This window comes from Pseudovibrio sp. Ad46 (genome assembly GCF_001623065.1).
Taxonomy (GTDB): domain Bacteria; phylum Pseudomonadota; class Alphaproteobacteria; order Rhizobiales; family Stappiaceae; genus Pseudovibrio.
This window is the reverse complement of the sequence record NZ_LMCG01000077.1, coordinates 64999-77994: the sequence shown is the minus strand read 5'-3', so window position 1 is coordinate 77994 and position 12996 is coordinate 64999. Positions and strand designations below refer to the sequence as shown.

Sequence of the window (12996 nt, the reverse complement as noted above, 5' to 3'; positions counted from 1 at the left end):
AGCTGAGCTTCTGGAACGGAGCGGTAACAAGTGCTGATGGAGCCGTTCATGGTGGTTCTGGCACCTGGAGCACTGCGGGAACCAACTGGACCGATGCCACTGGCTCAGCAAGCGCACCTTATCAACCGGACAGCACACTGATTTTCCAGGGAACAACGGGCATAGTCACAGTGGATAGTGCTGGAGTTTCAATTTCCAAAGGCATGCAGTTTGCCTCCGATGGTTACAGCATAACTGGAGGCGATATCATCATAAGTGCTGGCGCTGATACCGTTTCATTCAGGGTTGGGGACGGAACCAGCTCGGGCACCGGTTTGACCTCAACCATTACCTCCAACCTGACCGGGACTGGATCACTGGACAAAACTGGTCTTGGAACACTCGTCCTGACGGGTGACAGCTCCTATAGTGGCGACACCACTGTTTCAGAAGGAGCGCTGGAGTTCAGGGATGGCGCCACTCTGGCCGGTCGAACTATTAGCGTTGGTGGACCTGAAACAGCGTCTCTGACCGTTGTTGATGGCAGCGATGTGTCCGCCAGTCTTTCAACCTTTCTCGGGAAAAGCTCAGGTTCTTATGGGGCTGCAACAGTGACAGGGCCTTCTTCGCGCCTGCAAACTACCAACGGCTTTTATGTCGGGCGCTTTGGAAACGGAACCCTGAATATCTTGGAGGGCGGTTTAGTTTCCGGCATGCATGGCCAGATTGGCACTTTTGCAGGCTCTACCGGAACAGTGGAGGTAATCGGAGAAGGGTCGCATTGGAAGAACGATTTCGGGTTGGATGCAAGCGGGACTAGCCTTTACGTGGGACGTTATGGGGTCGGAACTCTAACCATTAGCGAAGGTGGTCGGGTGACCAGTAAAAAAGGGGGGATCGGTTCTGAAGCTGGTTCTTCGGGGGACGTAGTCGTGACCGGAGTTGGTTCTCTCTGGGAAAACAGCCACTATATGAACATCGGATTGCTCGGAAACGGTACCCTAACGATCTCAGATGGTGGCGTGGTTGATGTGGAGAACAGCGTTTATCTGGGCAGGGTGACAGGTTCTCATGGCACGCTCAATATTGGGGCTGCCGCTGGCGACACCGCGCAGGCCGCAGGCAGTCTGGATGCCACAGCAGTTAAATTTGGTGACGGTACCGGGGTAATCAACTTCAACCACACGGATAGTGACTACACCTTCTCCGCAGATATTAGCGGGACTGGCAGTGTCAATCAGCTTGCAGGCACCACTATCCTAACCGGCACCAACACCTATACCGGCGACACCATTGTTTCCGGTGGCGAGCTGGTTGTTAATGGCACCATTGGCGATGTTACGGTCAATGGCGGCACCCTTGGTGGCTCGGGGACTGTAGGGGCTGTTGCTTTCCAATCAGGTGCTGTAGTCGCACCGGGAAACTCCGTTGGGACTCTGAATGCGACTTCTCTTGTTTTCAATAGTGGATCAACCTTTGACGTTGAATTGAACGATGGGGGCAACGTGGCAGGCATCAACAACGATCTGCTGGCCGCCAGCGGTACTGTGACGATCAATGGTGGTACGGTGCATGTGAAGCCGGAAAACGGAACCGACGATGGCTCAACCTACACTACAAATACGGTCTATACGATTATGAGCGCTGTAGGGGGCGTCTCCGGAACGTTTGATTCACCCGCACCAACAGATGACTTCGCATTCCTTGATTTTGTTCTCTCTTATGATGCCAACAACGTTTATCTGAGTTCCCAATTAGTATCTAGCTCGTTCTGCATGCCCGGGATGAGTGCTAATCAGTGCGCTGCGGGTGAGGGTGCATTCTCACTTGGCATCGGAGACTTGTTCAATTCAGTCTTGAACCTTTCCAATGCGGATGCAGCAGGAGCACTCGATCAGCTTTCAGGCGAAGCTCATGCCTCAATAAAAACAGCGCTGATTGAAGATAGCCGTTTTGCCCGCGAGGCAGCCCTCAATCGTGTGCGTGCTGCAATGGATTCCGTTGCAGCGGATGGACAAGAGCAAGTAGAAAAGCGCGTTGGCGAAAGCCTCACGTTCTGGGGGCAAGGTTTTGGGTCCTGGGGACGCTGGAGTGGAAACAGCAATGCCGCAAGGCTTGATCGGTCAATCGGCGGTTTCCTTCTAGGTGGAGATGTCCAGATTGGTGAAAGTTCCCGCTTTGGCTTTTTCGGTGGCTACGACAACAGCAGTTTCGAAGTGAATGGCAGAACGTCCTCAGCGACAGCAGATACGCTGCATCTTGGTGCTTATGGTGGCACAGAGTTTGGGCCTCTGGGGGTGCGCGCAGGTGGTAGCTATGCATGGCATGATATCGACACGACCCGTTCGGTCGCCTTCACTGGCTTTACTGAGAACCTGTCAGGGTCCTATACGGCGCACACTGCGCAGATCTTTGGTGAAGCAGGGTACCGTTTTGATTTTGCAGCAACCAGTTTGGAGCCTTTTGCCAGTATATCCTACGTCCAGTTGTCCAGCGATGGGTACTCCGAAACCGGTGGCTCTGCTGCGCTGAAGGCTGATCGCCAGACAATGGACAGCACCTTCACCAGTATCGGGCTGCGGGCAGAGACACGGGCGAACCTTGGTCAATTCACCGCGAAGTTATCAGCACAAGCTGCCTGGCAGCATGCGTTTGGCGATGTAACACCTGTTGTCAATCATGCCTTTGCCGGAGGCGATGACTTCTCCGTTGCCAGTATCCCGATTGCCAGAGATGCCCTCCTGCTGAATCTGGGAGCATCGGTGGATTTGGGACATAGCACGACCTTGGGTCTGGCATACGATGGCCAGTTCGGTTCCAGCTTCACTGATCAGGGACTCAAAGCGAACATTGCTCTGAAGTTCTGACCATTCTCCTGCCTGAGCAAGGCCAACTACCCCACATAAACCTGCCCGCCACCTGAAAACTTAGGTGGTGGGCAAGTGCTCTCCAATCATCAAAAATTCATATGCGCCATCTCTGTTAATTTGCCCCCATCCTGAGCACGGCCTTTTTCATTAGTACCGTGAACTTTGTCTAGGAAATGAAAGCAGTCTCGGGAACTCTGACAGCCTGCCATCCAGGCCGCTTCAACCATTGATAGAACAGCTCGAATGGCCGCATTTGGCCCGTTTTCCGAGAATAAACCCCCATTTTCTTTCTGCGGTGTTAAGTGAACTTGTTTCAGCAAAGTCATTCCTCAGTTTGCGCTAGTCTACAGTGGTGTCCGTGATTGTTAAGTTAGGAGATCCAAATGGGGGAGATTGCAGCGTATGATCAGACGCTTGTCGAAGGGCTTTTTTTCAAAGATGCTTTCGGTAGATTGCTCTTTGATCGAGATGAAGTGAGTGAAGCAATCTATGACGCGAGCGTAGTTGCATCAGTTTATGATTGGACGCTCGAGGGTATCTGTTCGTACTTTTCCAATCTCTCGCCTAGCTGTTGGCCTGTAACTGCTGACCTTCGAATTTTAACTCAGCGCCACAAGAAAACAGTTCTTCCCGAGTGGCTGGATGATCATGGGTTGATGGAAATCCTTGAGAGCGGCAAGGCTCCCAAGAGAGCTGAGGAAAAGCTGGCAACTCAGCTGATTTTTGAAACGTATTTGGCTCTGATATCAGCACTGCAGCGCGGTGAGCTTATAGTGAAGGGCCGTGACAGAGCCTTAGTAGATGCCCACGTGGTTCCTGCCTCTTATTGGTGCTCTGAGTTTTCGTATGTCTCGTTACGAAGAAACGAACTCTTACGTGTTGACGGTGATCAGTGGCAGGTGCTGGCCGAAGACTTGACGATATTTGTGGCTCAAAACAATAAGACAAAGCGTAATTCAAAATCTGATAGTAATGGCCGTTTTGTTGAGGCTGAAGTTATTCGTTTTCTGGAGGCTCTTTCAGATCGTCCTTGGCAGAAGAAGGCTGATGTTGAAAAGGAAGCATTGCGGCTCTTTCCGGGACTAAGCGGTCGACATTTTGTTCGGCTTTGGGCTTTACACGCTCCTAAAGACCGCACGAAACCGGGGCCAAGATCCGCGTGCTCTTCAAATCGCTAAATCAGATCACCCGCACTGAATAATCGTGTCGCCTATTTTTGTCGGTGGAATCCAACCAGCATTTCCTCATCGCAAATGAGCGGAGATGATAGTTATGAGGACGGAACTGAACAGCGTTGAGAACGCTTTGATTACAGAAGCGGCGGCCGCTGATTATCTTGGAATTTCTATACGGACCATACAGGCGTGGCGGGTGCGCGGCGGCGGGCCTAAATATGTGAAGTTGGGAAAGGCGGTACGCTATCGACCTTCTGACATACAGGTATGGATTGAATCTCATTTGACAAGCTCCACAAGTGAAGTGGGGGCGAGGTCATGAGACGGCGACACAATCCCCACGTTGCTTTCCAGTGGATCGCCAGAGCTGCTTTATTGCATGGTGATACAATCTGCAGGCAATGGCTCCCCGGTGGGCGACTTTGTGGCTGTGAGTATACGGTGAAGAATCCGCGCCGGACGGATCGGCGGGCTGGTTCCTTTAAGATCAACATTGCTTCAGGCCTGTGGTGTGATTTTGCGACCGGTGAAGGTGGGCGGGATTTTATCAGCCTTGGAGCCTATCTGTTTTCGCTCTCGCAAAAGCAAGCTGCTTGTAATCTGGCGGATATGATTGGAGTGGATGCTTATGAGTGATCCGTTTGCTCCAATCAAAACAGACCAAGCAACCGAATCCAATCGAACGCACCCACAAAAGGCGGTTGTGATACCGGTGCCAGATGAGGCACCGGAGCCACCTGCTTTCCATCCTAAGTTAGGGGTGCCTTCGCAGCGCTGGACATATCGGGATGCAGCGGGTGAGGTGCTTGGTTATATCTGCCGTTTTGATATCGAAGGGGAAGGCAAGAGCTATCGCCCATTGTGTTTGTTCCAAGTTGGAGAGCAGTTGAAATGGCGGTGGGAGACCTGGCCTCAACCGAGGCCTTTGTATGGCTTAGAGCTTCTTGCAAAAACTCCTGATGCGCCCATTGTCATTGTTGAGGGAGAAAAGGCTGCAGATGCTGCAAGGCGGTTATTGCCGAGACATGTTTGTATCAGCTCATCTGGTGGCTCCAATGCAGCCAAGAAAGCGGATTGGTCGGCACTTGCAGGTCGTGAGGTTATTATCTGGCCTGATGCGGATGAGGCAGGGCTGAAGTTTGCTGATGAAGTTGTCAGCTGTCTTGAGAAGGTCGGGGCTGCATCTGTAACGGTTCTTGTGCCGCCTGATGGTGTTCCCAAAAGCTGGGATGCGGCTGACGCTTTGGCGGATGAATGGACACCAGAACAAGCTGAGGACCTCGTTTTGTCTTCTCAGGTAGAGGACGCACAGGGACCCGAAGCTAAGCCACGTGCGCGTGGTGTGAGTTTGCTTTCAGTCGCGCAGGATGTGGAGCTTTGGCATTCTCCGCAAAAAGATGCTTTTGCCACTGTGCTTGTGAATGATCATTATGAGCATTGGGCGGTTGAGAGCCAAAGCTTCAAGCGTTGGTTGGTGGGGCGGTATTATGAGAAGACCGGGCTTGCACCTTCAACGCAGAACTTAAGCGATGCCTTGCGGGTGTTTGAGGTGCGGGCGTTGGAGCAAGGTGCCTGCCATGAGCCGTTTATGCGTATTGGCTGGCAAGATGGGGAAAGCTGGCTGGATCTGGTAGATGAGAGTTGGCGAGCAGTCCGCATCACCCGTGACGGATGGGAGGTGATCAGCAATCCTCCGGTTAAGTTCATCCGCAAGCAGACTATGTCGCCGTTACCCGTACCTGAAAAAGGGCATGGAATTGAAGAGATGTGGCATCTCATCAATGCGGAGGAAGAGGACTGCAAGCTCATTCTTGGTTGGATGGTGGCGTCGTTGTGGGGGCGTAGTCGGAGTTATCCGGTTTTAGCGCTTGGTGGAGAGCAGGGCAGCGGCAAGAGTACTATGGCGCGGCTGTTGCGGTCTATTACTGATCCCTGTGCGGTTTCAGCGTCCTCTCTTCCCAAAGATGAGCGTGATCTTATGGTGATGGCGCAAAACGGGCATGTGCTTAACTTCGATAATGTCTCGAAAATGGAAGGTTGGCTCTCTGATGCTATTTGCCGGATGGCGACGGGAAGTGGGTTTATCTCTCGCAAGCTGCACACGGATGGCGATGCCTATTGGTTTCAAGGGGCGCGACCTGTGCTGCTTAATGGCATTCCTGCGCTTACTGAGCGGGCTGATCTGGCAGAGCGGGCGCTTTCTGTGCGCCTCAAACGGATCGATGAGGTGGGCCGTCAGCCGGAAGAGCTGTTCTGGCAAGAGTGGGAGCAGCTCAAACCGCGTATGCTTGGCGCTTTGCTGGATGCGTTGAGCGCAGCCATACGCAACGTTGAGAGTGTGCATCTGGAACGCCATCCACGCATGGCGGACTTTGCGCGGTTGATGGTGGCTGCGTCTTCTGGCCTTGGTTGGGAAGAGGGTGAGTTTCTGGAGGCGTATGAGAGCAACCGGCGTGGTACAGCGGAAGCTGTTTTTGAAGGCGATCCGGTTGCGGTAGCTCTTCATGAGTTTCTCATGGTTGGGCAAGGTGGTGAAAGTTGGGTAGGTACGGCAACTGAGCTGCTGGCTGAACTCAATATGATTGTGAGTGACCAGATCAGAGTTTCACGCTTCTGGCCAGCAAAGGTAAATGCTTTTGGTAATGCGGTAGATCGGGCGGCTCCACTGTTGAGGCAAAAGCGTATTCAGGTGCTGAAAAAGGCGACGGGTTCAAAGCGGTTGATTTATCTGGATGTCATATGAGAAGTTGGTCAGGTGCTTAAGAGAACTGTTTCTGACCTACTAGTCGTTTTGATTGCTTTTGGAGAAGTTTGATGAAAAGTCTGAATAGTCCATACCTGACTAAAGTTGGCGACACTTACTATCCGAAGGGACGCCCTATCATTCACTCTGATACGCTATGGCAAGAGAAAACTTGGGAAGCTTACATGATGGAGGATGGGCGCTGTTACTTTGGGTTTCTGGTGTCGCGACAAGGCGGCGGCACCGATATCTATGAGATCTCAGTCGATGAGTTTAATGGGATCAAGGCTGGTAAGCTAACATATGATGACTTAATTCGTTTGACAGATCACAGCTCAACGAGAAAACCTGTTTCCCACCCTTCGGATGACTGAAGGTTTGCCATGTTGGAATGTATATTTGAAGAGATAGATCAGTTCGTTTCGCCTGCAGAATATGAACGGTTTTTGAGCTGGGCTGTGCATCAACAGAGTGCCGGACATATCGAAGAGTTACCATCGGACGAAGCGCAAGGGGGCTTCACTGGCACAAAGCGATACAAGTGTGTCGCAACTCAAGAGATATGGGTACTACATGTTCCTGATCCCGGCTATTTTCCCGGTGCGTTAAAACGGGAAAACGAAAGCTAATCCAAATCAACTAACTACGGGTCCTTCCTGGGCTTTCCCTTGACTGCGGGTAGTTCGAGACCACGGCGCAAGCGGCTATGTGGTTTTCGCGAGGGCTTGGTGTTGATGTTCATGTTGTTGTTCTCCCTTTTTAACCCCTCTAATTCTATGGGTTTGTGGAGGAATTCAGTTTCCTTGCATTGACACCTTGCTTCAATCATCGCATGGTCAGCTTGAGGCGTCAGAACCTCGGTAACACGGCACCGCGGCCGTTTTCTGCGGTCTTTTTGTGTCTGGAGTTAGCGCTCCAAACGCAACTCTCGCTTATGGGCGGGAGGGCGGTGAATATAATACCCTTCACGGGGGAATAAACCCGCCTGCGTTACCAGGTTCTGAACCTCCCGCTCACCAGTGGGCCATCAGAAGCCTTCTGTTGAGTGGTTTGTTCAACAAACCCGTAACGGAGGTTTATGATGACTGATACTGGTAAAGAGAAATGTGCCCATACGTCCCTTCGCAATGAAGTGGATCAGCTTCACCTCACAGCCAACCACCTCAAAAATCTAGTTTATTCCATGAGTGTGGTTCTGAGTGAACGCATGGAGCACACACAGGAATATGAAGCATTGCTGACGCTGTTTGATACTGTGCGCAATCACATTGAAGATGTGCAGGGAAGTAGCGAGAAAATCTCGGAGCTGCTCGAACCTTGCGCGCTGGAAGTCTCCAAAGACGAATAATACGGAATGAAGAGAGGCTTTGCCTCTCATGGAATATTCTGGCTTGGGAAGCGTGAAGCTTCTCAGGCCGTTTTTGTGCGAATAATTCACTTCCACAAGAATGTTTTAATACGCGCCAGCATGACGCAAGCTGCTTAAGTAACCGTCGCAACCCGAAAAATAACCAGCAACCCCTTCCATAACATCTGCCAAAGTTGGCAGGTGAAGGTCTGGGTAAGCGACAGGAATCGGCTTTCCTCTTCGATCAACTGGATATCTATAAGAATATGAGCTTGGATCAATTTTTGCGAACTCAAGGATGATTGCTTCTACGACTGGGTCAGCATCGTCAGGGTCTTCTGTCCCATAGCGTTCAAGCATAACTAAAAAATCTGCCCATAACTTTTCGAGAAAATGAGAGTTCCAGTTAGGCTCTATCTCGACATCAGGCCCAAATGCAGCAAGCTGATATTTGATAGACAGCTCTAAGAATTGTCGATAGTTAAAGATTATTGGGAAAACTAGAGTGTCCCGTGACATACGATCATTAGCTGAAGCATCGACCATTAAGTCAGCTGCAGTTTTGTATCCGTCCTTCATTAGAACTAAGCGTGTGAAGCTATCTTTTACGATATTTGCATTGTTTAGCGGATTATTAGCGACAGTAAATGGTTTGTCTCCCTGCTTTGGCCAGCGAAACTCGCTATCTAGCAGTTCTTCGAGAGACTTTCTCTTTGCCATCTTGATTTCTATGCTCCTAGGTTCAAACGTTCACTGCATAGTGGAGCTGCATGGGGTGAGCAGGATTAAACAGATGCCCAAACCTCTGTCACTGGTTTTGAAAAAGCTGCGTGCTTTTGTATGTCTTCGATGAAGTTGTTCCATTCTACTTTCCCAAGTGAAATGGAACAAAATGCACCTCCCATCGCTATAAAGGCAGCTAAAACGGCTTCTAAGTCTGAAGCAAAATCCTGTAATAGTGTATTTGTACTTGCTCCGTAAGACAGGAAGAGAGCTTCGCGATAGTTTGCTTTTCCGCGAAATCTAAAAGCTTGATGAAGGAAGCCAATGGGACGCTTGCGTAAATGACTGTCCCGCAGTTCTCGAGCTGCTTTGCTTCTAAAATCTGGCTTTCCCAGACATTTAAACTCCTTTGACCGTTTAATTTCGTCTTCTTTTTTCCGTCTGTACCAATTGGAAGTGCCTGAAATGTACTCCAGCAATGCCCCTTCGGCCTCGTTAAGAGTCTGTGGTTTGATTTTTAGGGTTCCAGCGCCGTAGTTTGGCTCATTCTTTAAAAGTTGCTCAGTATCTTTTTTAAGGAGTGAGGGAACGTTGGTGTTGAACGGAGGAAGCGATAAGTCATTACAAACAATTTGAGAATGCCATTGTCGTGCTGTACCTTCATGAGTTTCTTGTAGCGACCCGTCTCTGGCACATATCATTGCTGACCCGAGATTGTATGTTCCGTAATACCAACCCAGGATCCCCAGACGGGCAGTATCTGCGGGAGTCGATACCGTCTTTAGCGCGGAAATTGCGCTTAAGTGGTTCAATGACAAAAATAGTTGTTCAAGTATCGAGTTAACTTCTAAATCTGAAGGCTTTCTAGGCCCACAACCTTTTTGTAAGTAAGTTTTTCGTGCTCCAGAGAAACTCGCTGAGTAATTGTCACAGATAAATCTGAGAGCGTGCATCCAGTTGATAGTAGCAGGCAACGCAAACTGAGGGTCTGGTTTTCCGTTCGGTTCGTTGACCGTGCCTGTTTGGATAATTTTTTCATATAAAAGATGGGACATTTTCTCTCCCTCCGAAATATATCAATGCAAACTATCGAAGACGGTTAAGGGTTGGCGCTCCAGCTAAATGCCACTGTTAAGAAGTCGGCAGCTGCTTACTTCTAGTAGAAGTTGCAGATTTGGATACTATCGGTTCTGGTAGTCTAACAACAGATCTAAATTGTGAAAGCGAGTAGATGGCTGACTGCGTCAACCTTTGACAGGAGACTGACAGCTCTCATTTCACTAAACATCACAGAATGCCTAGCGTCTGACGGCTAGTGACGGCATTCACAGCTTTTTTAGTATTAAGTTGAAAGGGAATTTGGAGGGGGTAGGAGGGGCGAAATCCTGCTTACCAAAACGCCCATTTGCTTACCATATGCTGACAAAAGCCAGAAAAGCAAAAAGCCTCCCGGAGGAGGCTTTGAAATTCTCTTGATAAATCAAGGAGAAGAGTGGTGCCGGCAGCAGGGATCGAACCCGCGACCCCCTGATTACAAGTCAGGTGCTCTACCATCTGAGCTATACCGGCGTCGTCTTCGTTGGAGGGGTATTTACGGGCGCTGGCGGGGTTTGTAAATACCGAAAATGCAAAAATTTGGAAGAATTCACAGGGGAGCGAATTTTTTGGGTGAATTCGGGGTTGATCTGGTTGTTTTGGGGCTTCTTTTCCACATGCGGAGGATGCAGCCTATTGATATTGATAGAAAATTTCTTGGTTTGCGCGTCTGCGTTGTTTTGTGCGTTCGTTTGAACGGTATTGGGAATTTCTGCGTTCCTATGGGGTGTGGCCGGAAAACGCTGGCTGATTAAAGGAGCGTTGGCTTTGTCGGTTTGGGTGTGAGTTATGCTTCTTTATTCCCCCTTGGCGGCAGCTGGATGGTGGAAGGGGAGTGGAGCCGATGAATTTCCGCTTCGGTGAATTTTAAAAGTGAGAAGCATACATATTCATTGAATATCAGTTTTGCCTCTGTTGGTGTCTTGGCAGCTGTTGCTTTTGGTGGTGTTTGCGGGCCTGTGATGAGGTGGTGTGTGTGAGTGAGCGTTTTTGGTTGCAGGGCTTTTGAGCAGCGTTCTTTGTTTGGTCGTCGGGAGCGCTTGCCAGAGTGTGGGAGCTTTGGTGGTTGGGTGCGGAGACACAGCTTGGCGCGAAAGGTGTCCTGTTGGGAAGCCGAAGGGTGTTTAGGCAAGGCTCAGAACTTCGCAGATGCAGAACGAGACGTTCAGGCGATAGCGGTTCTCCGCATGGCCTGTGTTCATGCAGGCCGGAATAGTCTTGCTGTTTGTTGTGGTGACAAGTTGAGTGTTGTGATGAGAACGATCAGTGATGCCCTCTAGGTGGATCCTGTCCTATGTTGAACTGGAGCATCAAGAAACAGCCGCAATATAAAATACTGTCTTTTGTGAGTTGATCCGGTTGCTGCTGGTCTTGCAGGTCAAGTGAGCTGTGTCTGCAGCATGAAAGGGGAGCAACGGTTCCTGCCTACGCATTACAGTTCCTATCTGCGGGGTGAGAATACTGAGTTGGCTATCGTTGAGGGGGGAGCAAGGCTTTGTACAGGATGCAAGGTTTTGGGACTTAACTTTGGCTTAAGTTTGAGATGTGCCATGCGCATATGTTTGTAGGGTTCTTGGTCAACAAGAGAGTTGAATGTGGATTTTGGTACTGTGAGATGAAAGATGTATCGCTCAGCAAATTGAAAAGGCCTTAGTGGCTGCTGCGTTTTCGGTAGATCAGCGTGGACGTGTTGAAGATGCGCAAATGCTCATGAGCTCTGAGATGTTTGACGGGTTAATTGCTGATCGAATGTTGCGGGATGGAGATGCGATTTAAATTATTTCATCCCTTCGGGAGGAAGGCAGCGATCTGCCTATTCTTATGCCGACCGCCCATGATGCAATTGAAGATCGAATTGATGGGTTGGAGGCTGGAGCGGATGATTATCTGATCAAGCCGTTTGCGATGTCTGAGCTTGTCGCAAGAATGCGGGCTTTGTTGCGCCGGTCAGGCTCCGTGTTTGGTAAAACTGAAACTGTCGGCAGTCTTTCCTATAACGTTAAATCTCGAACAACCACGGTCAACGCGGTGGCCTTGCCCTTGCTAAGGCATGAACTGCTGGTTCTTGAGAGCTTGATCAGCAGCCGTGGGCACGTTGTGACCAAAGACGATAATGTCGCTGGCGGTGGGCTTATATGTGTAAGGCGCATACTTAAAGATCTGACTATCACACTGCGCATCATGGAGGTGGCGCTACTCAGCTAAACTCAACTAACTGGCAAAGTTTCAGCTTCATGGTCAGCCCGATGCGAGAACAGTAGCGTATTGGAAAGCTCTCTTCGCATTGGCTTCGTGCCATAGGCTTTGTTTATAAGGTTAGTGAAATATGCGTATTAGTTTTGGTAGGTTGTTCAAACCGCACGAAGCTCACCAGGGAGTAAGTAATCCTGTCACGAGTGCGCAGCTTCAAAAAAAGATTGCTTCTGACTTCGCTAAGAAGCCAGAAGGCTGGCATCCTCAGGTTTGCTATAATTTTGCTCTGAAAGTGGGCGTGCTTGAAGGGAAAATCTCAAACCATTTCAAGCAGGAACTCATGAGCGGAGCAAAAGTAGGTGGTTATCCGCTTGGCTTCTCAGATAAAATGGGCATCACTGCTTCAAACACGCAGAAATATTTTGACCATACAAAGATAACCGGATCAGGCATCATCAACTTCATCGATGATCAGGTAGGTGCGGTTGTACACACTGCCTATCTGCAAAAAGAGGATGGCGGCAGTGTTCATATCTACCATGCTAATTGCATGACACTAGATATGGCTTTGCTTGGTGATGCCCCAGACATTCCTAAGGTTGGCTGCGTTACGCATTACGAAGTGAGTGATCACTATACTCAGAATCGTTTTCAACGCTGGCTGGATGGGGGCTATAGCTTCAAATTTACGCCTGCGTCCAAGCTGTCTATATAAGGTGGATCCCAACAAAGATGGATACATAACCCGCTATAGAATTTTTGCTTCATGCGGTTTGTGGTTGCTACTTGAGACGCGACTTTTGTTTGAGTTTAAAGCTGTTCGCTTTTAGCTGAAACGCATGAACTGCTCTAGTCTTTGTTTTTGCGTGC

At 49.8% G+C, this 12996-nt stretch carries 13 protein-coding genes and 1 tRNA gene; 11 read left to right on the top strand and 3 right to left on the bottom strand.

Annotated features, from left to right (window positions below; all coding sequences use genetic code 11):
* From PsAD46_RS21965 to PsAD46_RS21920, 7 genes are all read left to right on the top strand, one after another.
* A partial coding sequence (locus PsAD46_RS21965; protein ID WP_063307870.1) for an autotransporter domain-containing protein occupies positions 1–2846 on the top strand: 2846 nt, incomplete at its 5' end.
* A 386-nt stretch (positions 2847–3232) separates the two neighbouring features.
* Positions 3233–4027 (top strand): hypothetical protein, encoded by a 795-nt coding sequence (locus PsAD46_RS21955; protein WP_063307868.1) that lies wholly within the window; start codon positions 3233–3235, stop codon positions 4025–4027.
* Between the two features lie 85 nt (positions 4028–4112).
* Positions 4113–4346: a helix-turn-helix domain-containing protein gene (locus PsAD46_RS21950; RefSeq protein ID WP_208981970.1), complete on the top strand. Its 234-nt coding sequence runs from the start codon at positions 4113–4115 to the stop codon at positions 4344–4346.
* Positions 4343–4660, top strand: coding sequence for a hypothetical protein (locus tag PsAD46_RS21945; protein ID WP_063304099.1), 318 nt, complete (start codon positions 4343–4345; stop codon positions 4658–4660). Before PsAD46_RS21950 ends, PsAD46_RS21945 begins: the two co-directional genes overlap by 4 nt.
* On the top strand, positions 4653–6767 hold the full coding sequence (locus PsAD46_RS21940; RefSeq protein ID WP_063307867.1) for a DUF6371 domain-containing protein: 2115 nt from the start codon (positions 4653–4655) through the stop codon (positions 6765–6767). The genes PsAD46_RS21945 and PsAD46_RS21940 overlap by 8 nt, the downstream gene beginning before the upstream one ends.
* 71 nt (positions 6768–6838) lie before the next feature.
* Positions 6839–7141, top strand: a complete 303-nt coding sequence (locus PsAD46_RS21935) for a hypothetical protein (RefSeq protein WP_063307866.1) — start codon at positions 6839–6841, stop codon at positions 7139–7141.
* A gap of 707 nt (positions 7142–7848) precedes the next feature.
* Positions 7849–8115, top strand: a complete 267-nt coding sequence (locus PsAD46_RS21920; protein WP_063307863.1) for a hypothetical protein — start codon at positions 7849–7851, stop codon at positions 8113–8115.
* Between the two features lie 105 nt (positions 8116–8220).
* Here the strand turns inward: PsAD46_RS21920 and PsAD46_RS21915 are convergent, their stop codons facing one another.
* The 3 genes from PsAD46_RS21915 to PsAD46_RS21905 all read right to left on the bottom strand — a co-directional run bounded on the left by PsAD46_RS21915 (position 8221) and on the right by PsAD46_RS21905 (position 10407).
* Positions 8221–8835, bottom strand: coding sequence for a hypothetical protein (locus tag PsAD46_RS21915; protein WP_063307862.1), 615 nt, complete (start codon positions 8833–8835; stop codon positions 8221–8223).
* A 65-nt stretch (positions 8836–8900) separates the two neighbouring features.
* The gene (locus PsAD46_RS21910; protein WP_063307861.1) at positions 8901–9893 is read right to left on the bottom strand and encodes a hypothetical protein; all 993 of its coding nucleotides are present in this window, start codon (positions 9891–9893) and stop codon (positions 8901–8903) included.
* A gap of 438 nt (positions 9894–10331) precedes the next feature.
* A tRNA-Thr gene (locus PsAD46_RS21905) sits at positions 10332–10407 on the bottom strand.
* Between the two features lie 611 nt (positions 10408–11018).
* Here PsAD46_RS21905 and PsAD46_RS28000 point away from each other — a divergent pair.
* The 4 genes from PsAD46_RS28000 to PsAD46_RS21895 all read left to right on the top strand — a co-directional run bounded on the left by PsAD46_RS28000 (position 11019) and on the right by PsAD46_RS21895 (position 12841).
* Positions 11019–11213 (top strand): hypothetical protein, encoded by a 195-nt coding sequence (locus tag PsAD46_RS28000; RefSeq protein WP_153040807.1) that lies wholly within the window; start codon positions 11019–11021, stop codon positions 11211–11213.
* A 373-nt stretch (positions 11214–11586) separates the two neighbouring features.
* Positions 11587–11709, top strand: coding sequence for a hypothetical protein (locus PsAD46_RS28760; protein ID WP_275078124.1), 123 nt, complete (start codon positions 11587–11589; stop codon positions 11707–11709).
* Positions 11710–12138 carry a response regulator transcription factor gene (locus PsAD46_RS21900; protein WP_343229280.1) on the top strand — a complete coding sequence of 143 codons (429 nt, stop codon included), beginning with the start codon at positions 11710–11712 and terminating at the stop codon, positions 12136–12138.
* Between the two features lie 121 nt (positions 12139–12259).
* Complete coding sequence (locus PsAD46_RS21895; RefSeq protein WP_063304103.1) at positions 12260–12841, top strand: hypothetical protein; 582 nt, start codon at positions 12260–12262, stop codon at positions 12839–12841.
* Positions 12842–12996: the final 155 nt, after the last annotated feature.

Coding starts and splice junctions, on each gene's coding strand:
- PsAD46_RS21915 (WP_063307862.1), bottom strand. CDS start 8,835: ATGGCAAAGAGAAAGTCTCTCGAAGAACTGCTAGATAGCGAGTTTCGC.
- PsAD46_RS21945 (WP_063304099.1), top strand. CDS start 4,343: ATGAGACGGCGACACAATCCCCACGTTGCTTTCCAGTGGATCGCCAGA.
- PsAD46_RS21895 (WP_063304103.1), top strand. CDS start 12,260: ATGCGTATTAGTTTTGGTAGGTTGTTCAAACCGCACGAAGCTCACCAG.
- PsAD46_RS21950 (WP_208981970.1), top strand. CDS start 4,113: ATGATAGTTATGAGGACGGAACTGAACAGCGTTGAGAACGCTTTGATT.
- PsAD46_RS21920 (WP_063307863.1), top strand. CDS start 7,849: ATGACTGATACTGGTAAAGAGAAATGTGCCCATACGTCCCTTCGCAAT.
- PsAD46_RS21910 (WP_063307861.1), bottom strand. CDS start 9,893: ATGTCCCATCTTTTATATGAAAAAATTATCCAAACAGGCACGGTCAAC.
- PsAD46_RS21935 (WP_063307866.1), top strand. CDS start 6,839: ATGAAAAGTCTGAATAGTCCATACCTGACTAAAGTTGGCGACACTTAC.
- PsAD46_RS21955 (WP_063307868.1), top strand. CDS start 3,233: ATGGGGGAGATTGCAGCGTATGATCAGACGCTTGTCGAAGGGCTTTTT.
- PsAD46_RS21940 (WP_063307867.1), top strand. CDS start 4,653: ATGAGTGATCCGTTTGCTCCAATCAAAACAGACCAAGCAACCGAATCC.